This is a genomic window from Achromobacter sp. FW305-C-28 (assembly GCF_058783235.1).
On record NZ_JBYSYL010000007.1, the window covers coordinates 1 to 13,713 of the forward strand.

General features: G+C 59.0%; 17 protein-coding genes and 3 pseudogenes. 3 read left to right on the forward strand and 17 right to left on the reverse strand.

What is annotated here, in order from left to right:
- The 6 genes and pseudogenes from AC3WMR_RS17775 to AC3WMR_RS17800 all read right to left on the reverse strand — a co-directional run.
- Positions 1-311 (reverse strand): annotated as a pseudogene (locus AC3WMR_RS17775) (transposase); the annotation flags it as partial.
- An 85-nt stretch (positions 312-396) separates the two neighbouring features.
- On the reverse strand, positions 397-720 hold the full coding sequence (locus AC3WMR_RS17780) for a hypothetical protein (protein WP_492265558.1): 324 nt from the start codon (positions 718-720) through the stop codon (positions 397-399).
- Positions 707-1,546, reverse strand: a complete 840-nt coding sequence (locus tag AC3WMR_RS17785; RefSeq protein WP_492265559.1) for an RHS repeat-associated core domain-containing protein — start codon at positions 1,544-1,546, stop codon at positions 707-709. Before AC3WMR_RS17785 ends, AC3WMR_RS17780 begins: the two co-directional genes overlap by 14 nt.
- A gap of 170 nt (positions 1,547-1,716) precedes the next feature.
- The gene (locus AC3WMR_RS17790) at positions 1,717-2,109 is read right to left on the reverse strand and encodes a hypothetical protein (protein WP_492265560.1); all 393 of its coding nucleotides are present in this window, start codon (positions 2,107-2,109) and stop codon (positions 1,717-1,719) included.
- 250 nt (positions 2,110-2,359) lie between these two features.
- Positions 2,360-2,773 (reverse strand): SMI1/KNR4 family protein, encoded by a 414-nt coding sequence (locus tag AC3WMR_RS17795; protein WP_492265561.1) that lies wholly within the window; start codon positions 2,771-2,773, stop codon positions 2,360-2,362.
- 105 nt (positions 2,774-2,878) lie between these two features.
- Positions 2,879-3,262: a hypothetical protein gene (locus tag AC3WMR_RS17800; protein WP_492265562.1), complete on the reverse strand. Its 384-nt coding sequence runs from the start codon at positions 3,260-3,262 to the stop codon at positions 2,879-2,881.
- 658 nt (positions 3,263-3,920) lie between these two features.
- On the opposite strand from AC3WMR_RS17800, the gene AC3WMR_RS17805 reads away from it, so the two are divergent.
- Positions 3,921-4,109, forward strand: coding sequence for a SymE family type I addiction module toxin (locus tag AC3WMR_RS17805; RefSeq protein ID WP_492265711.1), 189 nt, complete (start codon positions 3,921-3,923; stop codon positions 4,107-4,109).
- Positions 4,073-4,207, forward strand: a complete 135-nt coding sequence (locus AC3WMR_RS17810; protein ID WP_492265563.1) for a SymE family type I addiction module toxin — start codon at positions 4,073-4,075, stop codon at positions 4,205-4,207. Before AC3WMR_RS17805 ends, AC3WMR_RS17810 begins: the two co-directional genes overlap by 37 nt.
- Before the next feature lie 62 nt (positions 4,208-4,269).
- Here the strand turns inward: AC3WMR_RS17810 and AC3WMR_RS17815 are convergent, their stop codons facing one another.
- From AC3WMR_RS17815 to AC3WMR_RS17860, 10 genes and pseudogenes are all read right to left on the reverse strand, one after another.
- Positions 4,270-4,560 carry a MafI2 family immunity protein gene (locus AC3WMR_RS17815; RefSeq protein WP_492265564.1) on the reverse strand — a complete coding sequence of 97 codons (291 nt, stop codon included), beginning with the start codon at positions 4,558-4,560 and terminating at the stop codon, positions 4,270-4,272.
- A gap of 16 nt (positions 4,561-4,576) precedes the next feature.
- Complete coding sequence (locus tag AC3WMR_RS17820) at positions 4,577-4,900, reverse strand: polymorphic toxin type 50 domain-containing protein (protein ID WP_492265712.1); 324 nt, start codon at positions 4,898-4,900, stop codon at positions 4,577-4,579.
- Positions 4,901-4,903: 3 nt separating this feature from the next.
- A pseudogene (locus tag AC3WMR_RS17825) lies at positions 4,904-5,020 on the reverse strand (RHS repeat-associated core domain-containing protein); the annotation flags it as partial.
- A gap of 147 nt (positions 5,021-5,167) precedes the next feature.
- Entirely contained in the window at positions 5,168-5,599 is a 432-nt protein-coding gene (locus tag AC3WMR_RS17830; protein ID WP_492265565.1) for a hypothetical protein, read from the reverse strand.
- Between the two features lie 301 nt (positions 5,600-5,900).
- Entirely contained in the window at positions 5,901-6,212 is a 312-nt protein-coding gene (locus tag AC3WMR_RS17835; RefSeq protein WP_492265566.1) for a hypothetical protein, read from the reverse strand.
- 671 nt (positions 6,213-6,883) lie between these two features.
- Positions 6,884-7,255, reverse strand: a pseudogene (locus AC3WMR_RS17840) (alpha/beta hydrolase); the annotation flags it as partial.
- Positions 7,256-7,314: 59 nt separating this feature from the next.
- Positions 7,315-7,509: a hypothetical protein gene (locus AC3WMR_RS17845; protein ID WP_492265567.1), complete on the reverse strand. Its 195-nt coding sequence runs from the start codon at positions 7,507-7,509 to the stop codon at positions 7,315-7,317.
- Positions 7,510-7,558: 49 nt separating this feature from the next.
- On the reverse strand, positions 7,559-8,188 hold the full coding sequence (locus AC3WMR_RS17850) for a class I SAM-dependent DNA methyltransferase (RefSeq protein WP_492265568.1): 630 nt from the start codon (positions 8,186-8,188) through the stop codon (positions 7,559-7,561).
- A 130-nt stretch (positions 8,189-8,318) separates the two neighbouring features.
- Positions 8,319-10,175, reverse strand: coding sequence for a phosphoenolpyruvate carboxykinase (GTP) (locus AC3WMR_RS17855; protein WP_492265569.1), 1,857 nt, complete (start codon positions 10,173-10,175; stop codon positions 8,319-8,321).
- A 142-nt stretch (positions 10,176-10,317) separates the two neighbouring features.
- On the reverse strand, positions 10,318-11,940 hold the full coding sequence (locus AC3WMR_RS17860) for an acyl-CoA synthetase (protein ID WP_492265570.1): 1,623 nt from the start codon (positions 11,938-11,940) through the stop codon (positions 10,318-10,320).
- An 87-nt stretch (positions 11,941-12,027) separates the two neighbouring features.
- Between AC3WMR_RS17860 and AC3WMR_RS17865 the strand changes: the two genes are divergently transcribed.
- Positions 12,028-12,753 (forward strand): TetR/AcrR family transcriptional regulator, encoded by a 726-nt coding sequence (locus tag AC3WMR_RS17865; RefSeq protein ID WP_492265571.1) that lies wholly within the window; start codon positions 12,028-12,030, stop codon positions 12,751-12,753.
- Here AC3WMR_RS17865 and AC3WMR_RS17870 read toward each other — a convergent pair.
- Positions 12,717-13,625, reverse strand: a complete 909-nt coding sequence (locus AC3WMR_RS17870; protein WP_492265572.1) for an SDR family oxidoreductase — start codon at positions 13,623-13,625, stop codon at positions 12,717-12,719. The two genes, AC3WMR_RS17865 and AC3WMR_RS17870, sit on opposite strands and share 37 nt — an antisense overlap.
- Positions 13,626-13,713: the final 88 nt, after the last annotated feature.

Here is a 13,713-nt window from a genome sequence, read left to right on the forward strand (position 1 = left end):
GCGCTTCATCAGATCATCCACGAGTACGCGGCGCCGCGAAGGCTTCAGAGCTTTTTTGCCAGAACGTCCTGCAACATTGCCTTGTCCAGCGACAGGTCCGCGACCAGGCGCTTAAGGCGATTGCACTCCTCTTCAAGCTGGCGCAGCCGCCGCAACTCCGAGGGGCCAAGCCCGCCGAATTTCTTCTTCCAGTTGTAGAAAGTCGCTTCGCTCACGCCCATTTTGCGGCAGACCTCGGGTACGGCCGTTCCCAGTTCGGCCTGCTTCAGCGCAAAGGCGATTTGCTCTTCGGTGTATTTCGATCTCTTCACGGCATGGCTCCTATTCCATATGGTGAAATCATGCCGGATTTCTCTAATTTAGATCGGTACTAAAAACTGGGTTAGGGTCAGTTCATCATTTTTCAGCATCAGAGAACCGCCTTTCATACTCAGACATATATTCAATCTCGCCCAACAATTTGCAACACCACTTATAGGGCATCTTGAAATATGGATTCCGAACCACTACCCCCTCAGAAAATACGTAATCTCCATCACCGCAGTCCATGTAAATATATATATATTCGCCTTCTCTTATCGAAAATCTGTGGCCTAAAAAACCAACTACCTCATCGGTCTGTGTAAGGCCAACGATATCCTCATCGAAAGGTCGTTCGTTATCGATATCAGCGAAGACACGTAACTCCTTCGGCCTATAATCCTTTTTAGCAAAGTCCACAGATATTTCCTCTTTGCGATTTTGGCACCGGATTTTCTCCGGCGGGGCCAAACAATTTCTTAGCCTGTTCTGGCGTTAAATTATCAACGGTTGCATGATTTGCGATGTGAGTTCCGCTGGAAGAATTAAGTCTCCCATCCAACGTAATTTTTCCGCCGCTTGCCTCAATGTCCGCTACCGTAGCAACACCTACTTGCCCATTCCTATATGGTGTAGCCAATGTTCCCAAAGATGCTCCCGGCTTTGCTCGAGTTGAGATGCCGGAAATCTTTCCATTTGTGCCTTTCGCTACTCCGCTTCCTGTTTCAAATTGTGATGCAAGGCATGTTCCCCCTCGGCAAACCAAATCGCTAGAAGCGAGAACATCATGCAACCCCAGCGGATCGATCCACTCAACCGGATTAGGCGCATACTGAAACAGGTTCAACCCGCCTGCATACCCGATGGGATCCTTGCTGATGAACCGCCCCACTTCAGGATCGTAATACCGGTAGCGGTTGTAATGCAGCCCGGTCTCCAGATCATGATACTGCCCCTGAAACCGGATCGGGTTCGTGATGGGCGTATTGCCCGACGCTTTCCGTATTGCCTCCCTTGCCACACCCCACGCGCGGTACTCTGCCGCCCATGCAATCTCGCCCTTTTCATCGGTGACCTCCTGCGGCGTGCCCAGGTGATCGCACTGGTACCACGCCATGTGGTCGATGGGCGGGGCAGGCGGGAGCGGTAGCCACAGCGGGTCTTCATCCTGCCGGTAGTTGTCGCCGTACACCGGTTCATCCAGCAGCGCGAGGGTGTCTTCGCGCACCGCCTGCGCGAGCGGCACAAAACTGCCTGGCTCATACACGTAGTGCGTGGTGCGCGCGCCCAGCCCATCGTAGGGGTAGTCGACTTACAAACGTTTATCCCCGTAGTGTGTGAGTCGAATGTAGGGAAGATATGTTCCGGTTTGTTATTCCCTTTAAGGCGTAGTCTGGTTCGCTATTTTTGTGTTATTCAAGTCTGAGGGCAAACAGTCATCGACGTGAACGAAACAAGGATTTGCGCGCCGAAGATGGCCGTGATTTCCATCATCTGCAGTTCGCCACGAACGACTCTTTCGACAACGTTGTGCGCAATCGTCGCTAGCTGCGTCTCGCAGTCCTTTTCCTCGACACCAGTCATCAAGGCGAACGCCGCTTCTCGAAGTTCAATCGTTGGCTCCCCGGTCACCCAATGCGTCATATCTTCAATGACGTTTTGCTGACGAAAATCGTTGACCAGTAGCCTCTTGACGCCATGCAACTGCAGGGCAAACTTTGCGCCGCTAGTGTCAATAATCGACAACACCACGTCGTGGCCCGCCTCATCCATCTGGATGCCCAACAACCGGCTTTCCATGAAGTTCATAAATATTCCTAAAATGATGCTTAACCACCTGCCCCAGATGCCGGTCTAGGCCATGGCGACACAGGCCGACCCGGTTCTTCACGAACACCACTAAGCCACTCGTGCACATGGTCCTGCTCATTTCCCTAATGGGGTTTGTCGATGTCGTATTGGGGCGTACCGTCCGTCAGGGCAGTACTGCCGCCCACGCCTAGGCCCTTGAATCCAGCCGCCACGTGGCCCTCTGTCGGGCGGATTGCTTCCTTCATCGTTATCCCGGTCGGCCGGGCGTAGTCAGGAAGGCCGCGAAGCTATCAGCAATCGCTGACGCCTGCCCTGTCTCGTGCGACCAAAGAACTACAACAGGCTCTCCGACGTCACCAAGCGTTCCGTAGTCGAAGCAGTAATAATCCCCCGTTCCAAATTCCGCAAACGGTAGCAACTGAGAGAGGTCGATAGAGCTACCTGAGAAGTTGTCTCGCCACTCTTGCCAATCCTCGTTGAAGTGACGAACTATCGACTCCCACGTTTTGCGGGGATCGCGTGCATCGAATACAGGAAACACAACCAAAGCACCCAATGCTTTGCCGTTGTTGTCCAGTAGCCAATCCGAGAACGACTTAGGAAAAGTTCGCGCCAATTCCGTCTCAGCTGCATGGATCGCATCTACTGTTTTGCCTATCACTCGCGCTAGCGGGTCACCTGACCGGCCGCATCGGTGAACTGCATCAACTGGCCACGGGCATTTCAGGTATTGTTTTTTTTAATCCGTTGCATGAGTCACTACACCTTAGGACCCAAGATAAAGATATTCAATTTGAAATGTTCCATTTTTATTAAATAAATCAAAGAAGACCGTATTTTCACTTTTGCAGCCATCAATCCAAAGTAAACACTCGACTCTCCAGCAAAAATTTTCACCCTCATCCCCATATGCAGCAAATGGTGTCCGACCCCCACTTGGGAAAAAAGCGATATCGTGTGGGGGAGGAGAAATTACGGCAATCTCTTTGTTTAAATTGACAGTAAGATAATCTTTTATTTCGTCCGCAACCGCATCACTTACACCGTATTTTTCTTTAAGATAAATATAGTCACCGACTCCCATGCGAGACAAAAAGTCTTCGATGAGCTTGTATGCAGCTTCTAGTATTTCTGTACGTTGTTCGTGCATTGCAACTCCCCCATCGCTTTCTTGACTTTGGAATATTGGTAGGCGAACCCGCTACCCCACCCAATCCAGCAAGATATCCTCTAGCTTTAAGAGTAGCGCATTTGGCTTCTTTCCCCTTCAAGGCCGCGCGCAGCGCGCCGGAGGGTAGCCTTGACGGCCGCTGGTTTGTCCCGCTGGGGCATGCGGTGCAAGACGACAGGGCGGCTTGCACCGCTTGCCGACGGCGGATTTTTATTTGGGCATTGCTGGTGTGATGTCATAAGCCATTTGGTGCCACGGCGCGAACGCGCACGCTTTTACGGGTCCAGGATGTGCGGCCTAACACCTCATCGTTTACGCCTGAACACGCTTGTTTACGCCTGTTTTCGTGCTTGTATACCCGAGAGGTTTTATGTTTTCGTGCTTGTATACCCGAGAGGTTTTATTTAGTGTTTTGACTGCGGCACACGATTATCTAGGGTTATTTGAATAACTGTGTTACCGCGAATGAAGCGCGGGCGGTGAGTGCTAGAACACTCGCCATCCGCTGACCACCACCAACTCAAAACGGGAGTTGATTATGGCTAAGGCCGATTCTAAACCACGTCCACCCGTCACGGAGCGACTCGTGACCATTCATCAGTCATGGCGACCACCGCATTACAGCGGGCTTTATGCGATGCAACCGGCTTTCTCCAAGGCACGCTACACATCGGTTGCCTGTATCAGGCTTGCTGGACGATGGCTTGAACAGGGGGGATTTCGGATAGGACAACGCATCAAGATCAATGTGGAACACGGCAGGCTACTATTACTTCGGAGTAAACACCAATGGGCTGCAACGCAGCCCATTTTTTGCCGAAATTGAAGCTGGCGGGGCGATGGACTGAGCATGCGGGATTTGAAGTAGGGCAGCGCGTCAAGATCGCCGTCGAACAGGGGCGGCTGACCATCACTGCCGAGTAGACGAGCTAGAGGGCCGCGTTGGCAGCAGCCCTTCGTTTACAAGGACAGATCAAAAGCGCACTTCAATCCTCGTGCCGAACAAAAATCCATCCTTTATGTGGATTTAGTTTTCCAACTGGCTCCTCCGTTTTTACAAGCTCTATTTTCTGCCTGGAAAACTGCGGACAGAATGCCATAATCTCAGTAATTGCCACATCTATCGCATCATAGTCCCCATCATCTGGATTTCTGCCCATATATCCATATATAGATATGGAATCCTCACAGTAATCGTATGCAATTGCTCGAACACCTTCCCTTATTGCACCGATAAAAGATGTAAAAATAATTAACTTTAAATTTACCTCATTCATTTCCATTCACCTTGGATCACGGTATGGTATCAGGCAAGGCGGGAACAATGTGAGCACCCTTTCCGCCACTACGGATTATGCCCCAAGATGTTGGCGTACCTGCTCCGGCGGGATCCATATGAGTTCCAATTACATCGCCAAAGTCAACCTTGACTTTGTTGCCAGTTATCGGCCTAACGCTTTCCACATTTCCGGCGTGATAGCGATCCAATAGCGCTTGAGCATCGGAATTCAGTATGCTTTTTCCTTGAGTGTAGTTGTTATGTCCAGGAATATGCTTTCCTTGGGCACCTTCATGAATTTTGGTAGAAATGCATGGAGTTAGCTCCAGCGGATCGATTCACGAGATGGGATTAGGCGCATACTGAAACAGGTTCACCCCACCGGCATACCCGATGGAATCCTTGCTGATGAACCGCCCGACCTCTGGATCGTAATACCTATACCGGTTGAAGTGTACGTCTCGTGCATCAATCGTGTTCACCGGCGCAACCGCCACCAGCGCTTCGCGCCCCCCCTCATCCTTCCCCCCTCCATCTCTCATCTTTCTTTTCTTTGGTTGGTTCGGCCATCTGAGCTGGGGAGATGGATGACGTGAAAGTCGCCACTATCTAGCGAAGGCCTGCTGCTGGTCAGAACGTCCGCTCAAGTAAAGACTCAGAATCTTCAGAGCTTCGGATCCGAGCAGCAACGTGACGCTCAGGACCAGACTCCCAACCCCGCTATATGAGAGCAGCCAGGGAATAAATGACAGGGAAGGCATCGCCAGCAGCACGCGAAGCGGTTCTTGCATATAGGCGCATAACCGGGCATGCCGGTCGCCGCGCAGAAACAGGAAGGCAGAGACCATCATGGATAGGGTGAGCAATAACGACAGGCCCAACAGCAGGCCAGCGGGCCAGAACGGCTGGTCGAGCTGACTGAACGAAATGAGGTCGGAATAGACTGGAATACGCCCCTGACCAATACTGGTCCAGAGAAAGTGGACGATGAGGAGCAGGTCCATGCTGCCCCAGAACAGGAATATGGCTCGTTTCACGACTATGGCTCTCCGCCGTTTTTTTCAAATATGAAATACAGAATATTCAGCCTGCTCATGGGTAGCGACGTTTAAGGCAAAACGCGGCACCGGGCTGGCCTGAGTGCCGCCATGGCAATGGCCAGATTTGCGGTTACCTGGTATTTCCAGTCGACCAGGGCAGGCTACCGACGCAGTGTCCAAGAGCGAAAATATCAGACCGATCGCCGCCAAAGCGCGTTTTCGCTGGGCAAAAAACTTAGCATGACACCTTATTTACGCCCCCACCTGAATCACGTTATTCCACAATCGGATATTATGATTATATTTCGACACCAAATCCTTCAGCATAGACCGTCAATTTTTTCCAGAATTCATATTCAAACACTCCCCCCGTGTCCAGGCCAAGTAATTTTCCAATTTTTATATAAACATCAAATTCAATATCATTAGGATTGAAGCCTGATTTCATCAACTCGATGAATACTCCCTCATAACCCATTTCATATTCATCGTGATCGATGAGGTGATGGACTGATTCCTCAGCTTCCCTATCCAGCACCCCCTCGTAAGTCTCCAGAAGTGCCAGAATCCGGCCTCTTATAAAAACATAGTCGATTTCATATTCGTTCATTTTTCTCTCGACAGCACGGTGGATTCGGCGCAATGTTGATCGGACAAGCCGTTGATATTTTTCCCTTGGAGAAAATAGGGTGCCAGAACGACGCCCAATTTCTTTACCATGATAATGAAACAATCAATTCCACGAATCACAATGAGCCACCATGACCTGTTCAATTTCGGCAGATGGCTTTGCGATTTTTTTTTACCTCTGCTAGTGCGCTCGGACTGACAACGAAATCCACTTCAGGCAATATTTTTGTTTTTGGGTCCCCCTCAGCCTTAGCCAGCATCACTACATATCCCCTACTCTCTTGTTGGTTGCTTCATTTTTTCATAGGGTTCATGTCACACCCGCTGAGGACCATAACCCCTACAAGGAATATTTTCTTTAACATGGCATCCTCAGAGTTTGTTGAAAGTTGAAAATCCTGTAGAGGCTGCCCCTCTTTGGAAATAATTGTGGATACCGCTCTATTCCCAACAACCATCAGACCAGTAACAATTGGCAATGGGCTGGTAAATGGTACAGAAATTGATTTTATTCCTCCCGCGTCAAGAGCACTTTGCGTATGCGTTGCACAAGTGTCTCTCTATGCATCTTTGGGCGCCTTGAAAACATCTGGCCATGGTGTGTTCCCGCAGCCACGGTAGTCTGGCTGCCTCGGTTCTGATCCACGTGGCTTATTGCCGTTTCGCCGCGCAAGTCGCCGGCACCGGGCGGTCGAACAACACGGCGATGCCGCAGGCCGACGTGAACATCCCCAGGTTGTCGTGCCCCACGCCCGGCAATTCCACGACGCGCTGATTGAAGGCGGCGGGGTGCCGGTTCTTCATGCAGTCGAAATAGGCGCGGCCGCGCGCGAGTCGGTTGGGGCCTTGCGCCATGCCGCCGCAGGAGCGGTCGATGAAATGGGTATAGGGATCGGTGTCCGCCTAGCCCAGCAGATACACCACGATCTTCCTGGCGTATCTTGCCTCGACCTCGGCAGGGTTTTGCGACGCGACATAGGGCGGACCGCCGTCAAGCTGGTACTTCCATTTCGTCGCGCGGGGCCGATGGCGGGCTCGCCGCTTTTCCAGCCCTCTTGGGTCCACATCAAGGTACTGGCGGACTACGAGAATTTCTCGACATCCGGCGCGGTCAGGAACTGCGGGCCGACGACCATCACGCTGCCGTCCGGCGTGCCGGCTCCCGACACGATTGCGGCACTCGGGGCGTCGCGTGTTGCGCATCCGGTGGCGGCCATGAGCAGCGGCCCAAGCAGCGCACACCATTTGAGGGATGCAAGGCATGTTCCCGTTTTCATTGCCACGCTCCCGATCACACTGCGAATCAAGATTTCCGGGGCTTCGTATTCAATCCACGCGGCGCCATACACTGGCCAGCCAGGGCTGCTGTTCCCTGGGCAGGCCGTCGGGGCGGTAGTAATGCTCAAGCTCCTCGAAGCCCGCGTTCTGCAGCAAGGCGCGCCAGCCGTCCAGGTCGTGGTAGGCGCCGTAGCGGCCGCGGTTCCAGCCTTCCTGGTTGCCGCCGCGGGGGTTGGAGCTGAACAGGACGCCTCGCGGCTTGAGCGCGGCGCGCAGGTCTGTCAGGACGCGAGGCAGTTCCTGGCCGGGGACATGAAACAGGACGGCGTTGGCGAAGATGCCATCAAACCGCGCCCGCGGCAGGGACAGGTGCAGGAAGTCCTGGTGCCAGACTTCGCAGCCGCTGGCCTGGCGGGCCATCTCGACGAAGCTGGGGGTGCCGTCCAGGCCGACGGGGTGGTGGCCCAGGGCGGCGAAGGTTTTCAGGTCGCGGCCGGGGCCGCAGCCCAGGTCGAGAATGTCGAGCGGCGCCTGGCCTTCGATGTGGCGCAGCAAGGCGGCGATATTCTGGCTGACGTCGTGGTCGCGGGTGCCGGCCTCGAAGGATTGGGCGCTTTCTTCGTAGTGGGCCAGCGTCAGGGACGTGATTTTGGCAAGGTCTTGGGCGTCGAGTTTCATGGGACGATTGTGCCGTAGTTCGTTGCGGTGCGATGCATTGCACGGGGTCCGGTGCCGGCTCGGACTCGCCGCCACGAAAAAGCCGCGCACGTCATCGTGCGCGGCTTGGGCTGCGAACGCGCCAGCCGCGTCAGGCGGCCAGGCGGCCTTCGATCTTGACCTTGGTGGCGGGCAGGTCGTCGGGCAGGCCCTGGGCCAGTTGGCCGAAGAGTTCGTCGTGCAGGGCCAGTTCGTCGCGCCAGGCGGTGGCGTCGACGGACATGACCTGGTCGAACTTGTCGGGGCTGAATTCCAGGCCGGTCCAGTCGATGTCCTGGTAGCTGGGGGACACGCCGAACACCTGGTCCACGCCGCCGGCCTGGCCGTCGATGCGGCCGAGCATCCAGCGCAGCACACGCATGTTTTCGCCGAAGCCGGGCCAGACGAACTTGCCGTCGGGCCCCTTGCGGAACCAGTTGACGCAGTAGATGCGCGGCAAGGTGGCGCCAGCGGCTTCGAGCAGCTTGCCCAGCTTGAGCCAGTGGTTGAAGTAGTCGCTCATGTTGTAGCCGCAGAACGGCAGCATGGCGAAGGGATCGCGCCGCACCACGCCCTGTTGGCCGACGGCGGCGGCGGTGGTTTCCGAGCCCATGGTGGCGGCCATGTAGACGCCTTCGACCCAGTTGCGCGCTTCGGTGACCAGCGGCACGGTGGTGGAGCGGCGGCCGCCGAAGATGAAGGCGTCGATGACCACGCCCTGGGGGTTTTCCCATTCGGGGTCGATGGACGGGCACTGCGCCGCGGGCGCGGTGAAGCGCGCATTGGGGTGCGCGGCCTTGCGGCCGGTTTCGCGGGCGATGGCCGGGGTCCAGTCCTGCCCTTGCCAGTCGATCAGGTGGGCGGGCGGGGTGTCGGTCATGCCTTCCCACCAGACGTCGCCGTCGTCGGTCAGGGCGACGTTGGTGAAGATGACGTTGGCCTTGAGCGTGGCCATGGCGTTGAAGTTGGTCTGCTCGCTGGTGCCCGGGGCCACGCCGAAATAGCCGGCCTCGGGGTTGATGGCGTGCAGGCGGCCGTCGGCGCCCGGCTTGATCCAGGCGATGTCGTCGCCGATGGTGCTGACCTTCCAGCCGTCCATGCCTTGCGGCGGGATCAGCATGGCGAAGTTGGTCTTGCCGCAGGCCGACGGGAACGCGGCGGCCACGTGGTACTTGCGGCCCTTGGGCGAGGTGACGCCCAGGATCAGCATGTGTTCGGCCAGCCAGCCCTGGTCGCGGCCCATGGTGGACGCGATGCGCAGCGCGAAGCACTTCTTGCCCAGCAGCGCGTTGCCGCCGTAGCCCGAGCCGAAGCTCCAGATTTCGCGAGTCTTGGGGAAGTGGACGATGTACTTGGTGGGGTTGCAGGGCCAGGCCACGTCGGCTTCGCCGGCGGCCAGGGGCTTGCCGACCGAGTGCACGCACGGCACGAATTCGCCATCGGCGCCCAGCACGTCGTACACCTGCTTGCCCATGCGCGTCATGATGCGCATGTTGACGGCCACGTAGGGGCTGTCGGACAGTTCGACGCCGATGTGGGCAATGTCGGAACCCAGCGGGCCCATCGAGAACGGCACCACGTACAGCGTGCGGCCGCGCATGGCGCCGTCGAACAGGCCATTGAGGGTGTCGCGCATTTCGGCGGGATCGGCCCAGTTGTTGGTGGGGCCGGCGTCTTCGGCGCGGTCCGAACAGATGAAGGTGCGGTCTTCGACGCGCGCCACGTCGGACGGGTCGGAGCAGGCCAGGAATGAATTGGGGCGCTTGGCGGGATTGAGCCGGCGCATCGTGCCGGACTGGACCATGAGTTCGCACAGGCGGTCGTATTCTTGCTGCGAACCGTCGCACCACTCGACGCGATCCGGCTTGGCCAGCGCCACCACGCTGGCGACCCAGTCGATCAGGCCGCGGTGCTTGACGTATGCGGGTACGTTCAAGGCCGCCAGGCCCCCGTCCAAGGGCTTATTCATCAGGGTTATCTCCATACTAAGGCTAATGGCGATACGGCCCCGATTGCATGGGGCCGTATACATGTTTGCGCCATCATACTTGCAGCGCTGGGTCGGCCGTCAACCCGACCAGACGGACGAGATTGTCACGGGTTGAGACGGCCTACTCGTAGCCCCCGTCGCGCAGCGCCCTGCGAATGATCTTGCCCGTGGCCGTGGTGGGCAAAGTGGTTACAAAGCGGATGCGTCGCGGGTATTCGTGGGCTGCCAGGCGGGTGCGCACGTGGGCTTGCAGGGCCTTGACGAGGGTATCGTCGCCTTCGATGCCGTCGTGCAGCACGACATAGGCCATCACGATCTCGGTGCGCTCGGCGTCGGGCACGCCCACCACCGCCGCCATGCGCACCGCAGCGTGGCCGAGCAGGCAGTCTTCGATGGGCCCCGGCCCGATGCGGTAACCCGCGCTGGTGATTACGTCGTCGTTGCGGCCGACAAAGCGGATGAACCCGTCCGCATCGCGAACGCCCTGGTCGCCGGTCAAGAGATAATCCCCGGCGAACTTCTCGGCGGTGGTCTGGGGGTTGTTCCAGTAGCCCAGGAACATCACGGGGTCGGGCCGCAATACGCCGATGTTGCCTTCCTGGCCATCGGCCATTTCGATGCCCTGGTCATCCACGATGGCGACCCGATGGCCGGGCGCCGCGCGGCCGATGGCGCCGATGCACGGATCGAACAGCGACGAACATGACGACACCAGCATGTTGCATTCGGTCTGGCCGTAGAACTCGTTGATGGTCACGCCCAGTACGCGCCGGCCCCAGTCGATCAGCTCGGCGCCCAGCGATTCGCCGCCGCTGGCCACCGAGCGCAGCGCCAGCGCGCCGGGCGCGGGCGGCTGGGCCATGCCGCGCATCATCTTCAGGGCGGTCGGCGGCAGGAAGGTATGCGTGACCCCATGGCGCGCCATCAGGTCGAAGGCCGCCGCGCCATCGAATTTCTCGAAGCGCCGCGCCAGCACCGGCACGCCGTGGTGCCAGGCCGGCAGCAGCACGTCCAGCAGGCCGCCGATCCAGGCCCAGTCGGCCGGCGTCCACATCAGCGCGGCCTGTTCCGGGAAGAATTCGTGCGACATCTCCACCCCAGGCAGGTGGCCCAGCAGCACACGGTGCGCATGCAGCGCGCCTTTGGGTTTACCGGTGGTGCCCGACGTGTAGATGATGACGGCGGGGTCGTCGGCCGCGGTCTCCACGGGGTCGAACGCGTCCGATTCGGCGTCCAGCGCGGCATGGAACGCCAGCGCCCCGCCCTCGCCCGCGCCGTCGATGCAATAGACCACTTTCAGGTCCGGCAGAGTGGCGCGGATCTCGGCCAGGCGGCGGCAGCCTTCGGCGTCGGTCACCAGCGCCGTGGCGCCGCTGTCGGCCAGCCGGTACTGGATGGCGTCCACGCCGAACAGCGTGAACAGCGGCACCGCCACGGCGCCCAGCTTGTACACGCCGATGTGCGTCACCGCGGTCTCGGGCGCCTGCGGCAGGTACACGGCCACGCGGTCGCCGCGGCGCACACCCTGGCGCCGCAGCGCATTGGCCAGCTGGTTCGAGCGCGCCTTGATCTGGTCGAAGCTGTAGCGGGTCTGCGTGCCGTCGTTCTTTTCGTGGATGAGCGCCAGGCGGCCGCTGCCGTCGGCCCACTTGTCGCAGGCGTCCACGCCGATGTTGTAGGCCGCGGGAATGCGCCACTGGAAGGTGTCCGCCAATTGCGCGTAGGTGTCGGTTCTGGACAGCATGATGATTTCGTCTCCGTGTCGTTATTCTTGTGTTCGTGTCGTTATGATAGGGGCCGTCGACCACCGCACAGCCCCGCCGCCGCACCCATGGAAAAAGCCGCTCCCGTCCCGATGCGCCGCCTGCCGGCCAGCGCCAAGTCCGAACAACGGATCCGGGACATCCTGCGGGTGGCGCGGCAGGTGTTTTCCGAAGCGGGCTTCCAGGCCGCCACCACCACCGAAATCGCGCAGCGGCTGGGCGTGTCCGAAGGCACGGTGTTCACGTATTTTGGCGGCAAGCGCGAACTGTGCGTGCGCGTCATCAGCGACTGGTACGACGAAATCATCGCCAAGGTCGAAGACAAGCTGCCGCACGTGCAGGGCCCGCGGGCGCAGTTGCATTACCTGGTGCACGCCCATCTGCGCCACCTGCTGGCCGAAGGCACCGGGCTGTGCGCCTTCATCCTGTCCGAAGGCCGCGCCCGCAACGACGATTTCGGTGAAGTCTACGCCGGCCTGCAGCGGCGCTACACCGCGCCCCTGATGCGCATCCTGGCGCAGGGCCAGGCCGACGGCCACATCCGCCAGGACATGCCGCTGCGGCTGTTGCGGTCGGCCGTGTACGGCCCGATGGAACACGTGCTGTGGGACGCCATCCTGCGCCACGCCAAAGTCGACGTGGCCGCCACCGCCGACCAGCTGGTCGACTTCCTGTGGCAGGCCCTGCAGCCGCCGCAGCGCGACGCGCTGGCGCTGGCGCGGTTTCGCGGCGAAGTGCAAGACGCCCTGCATCGGCTTCAATCTTCCGAAAACAAGGACGGCGGCGAATACTGAGGAAAGCCGTCGTAGGCCTGGCTTCTTTGTGCGGGCGGCAGCGTCCACGAATGGCGGGCGTTGGGCACGCCGCCGTCCACCCGGATGACGCTGCCATTGATGAAGGCGGCGGCTGGCGACAGCAGGAACACCGCCGCCGCGGCCAGCTCGGCTTCGGTGCCGAAGCGCTGCAGCGGCACCTTGGTCTTCAGGTCGCGCAGCACGGCGCGATAGCCCTCGTCGTAGCTGTCCATGCCGCTGGACGCGATCCAGCCGGGCGCCACCGCATTGACGCGCACGCCGGCATGGGCCCATTCGCAGGCCGCCGTTTCGGTCAGGTTCCAGACGCCCGCGCGGGCCGCGCCCGAATGCCCCATGCCGGGCATGCCGCCCCAGATGTCGGCCAGCATGTTGACGATGGCCCCGCCGTGCTGGCGCATGTGCTGCACATAGACCTCGCGCGCGACCAGGAAGGTGCCGTGCAGGTTGTTCTGCACCACCGCATTCCAGCCGTTGAAGCTGATGTCTTCCAGCGCCGCGGGAAACTGGCCGCCCGCGCAGTTGAACAGGCCGTCGATGGCGCCATGCGCGGCCAGCGCATCCGCCACCACGCCGCGCACGCCGGTTTCGCCGCGGATGTCGCAGGCGTGCAGCGTGATACGGCCGGCGGCTTCGGGGTAGATGCCCACGATCTCGTCGCGCACGGCTTGCAGTTTCTCGGGCTTGCGGCCCACCAGCGCCAGGCCCGCGCCCAGCGCGGCCAACTCATGCGCGGTGCAGCGGCCCAGGCCGCTGCCGCCGCCCGTGACCATGACGGTCTGGCCGTCGAACAGGCCGGGCCGGAACACCGACGCATAGCGCGCCGCGGCATCGCGGGCGGGGGTAAGGCTCATGTCTCGCTCCATCGTTCTGTTTTATTGAGGATAACTCAATATTTATCGGCAGCCCATCCAGAACCCGCGTATTACCCTATGGATTCGG

Excerpts from the sequence above, each read along its gene's own strand:
- AC3WMR_RS17790 (WP_492265560.1), bottom strand. The coding sequence starts at position 2,109 with ATGAACTTCATGGAAAGCCGGTTGTTGGGCATCCAGATGGATGAGGCG.
- AC3WMR_RS17800 (WP_492265562.1), bottom strand. The coding sequence starts at position 3,262 with ATGCACGAACAACGTACAGAAATACTAGAAGCTGCATACAAGCTCATC.
- AC3WMR_RS17805 (WP_492265711.1), top strand. The coding sequence starts at position 3,921 with ATGCAACCGGCTTTCTCCAAGGCACGCTACACATCGGTTGCCTGTATC.
- AC3WMR_RS17810 (WP_492265563.1), top strand. The coding sequence starts at position 4,073 with ATGGGCTGCAACGCAGCCCATTTTTTGCCGAAATTGAAGCTGGCGGGG.
- AC3WMR_RS17815 (WP_492265564.1), bottom strand. The coding sequence starts at position 4,560 with ATGAATGAGGTAAATTTAAAGTTAATTATTTTTACATCTTTTATCGGT.
- AC3WMR_RS17835 (WP_492265566.1), bottom strand. The coding sequence starts at position 6,212 with ATGAACGAATATGAAATCGACTATGTTTTTATAAGAGGCCGGATTCTG.
- AC3WMR_RS17845 (WP_492265567.1), bottom strand. The coding sequence starts at position 7,509 with ATGAAAACGGGAACATGCCTTGCATCCCTCAAATGGTGTGCGCTGCTT.
- AC3WMR_RS17850 (WP_492265568.1), bottom strand. The coding sequence starts at position 8,188 with ATGAAACTCGACGCCCAAGACCTTGCCAAAATCACGTCCCTGACGCTG.
- AC3WMR_RS17855 (WP_492265569.1), bottom strand. The coding sequence starts at position 10,175 with ATGAATAAGCCCTTGGACGGGGGCCTGGCGGCCTTGAACGTACCCGCA.
- AC3WMR_RS17860 (WP_492265570.1), bottom strand. The coding sequence starts at position 11,940 with ATGCTGTCCAGAACCGACACCTACGCGCAATTGGCGGACACCTTCCAG.
- AC3WMR_RS17865 (WP_492265571.1), top strand. The coding sequence starts at position 12,028 with ATGGAAAAAGCCGCTCCCGTCCCGATGCGCCGCCTGCCGGCCAGCGCC.
- AC3WMR_RS17870 (WP_492265572.1), bottom strand. The coding sequence starts at position 13,625 with ATGAGCCTTACCCCCGCCCGCGATGCCGCGGCGCGCTATGCGTCGGTG.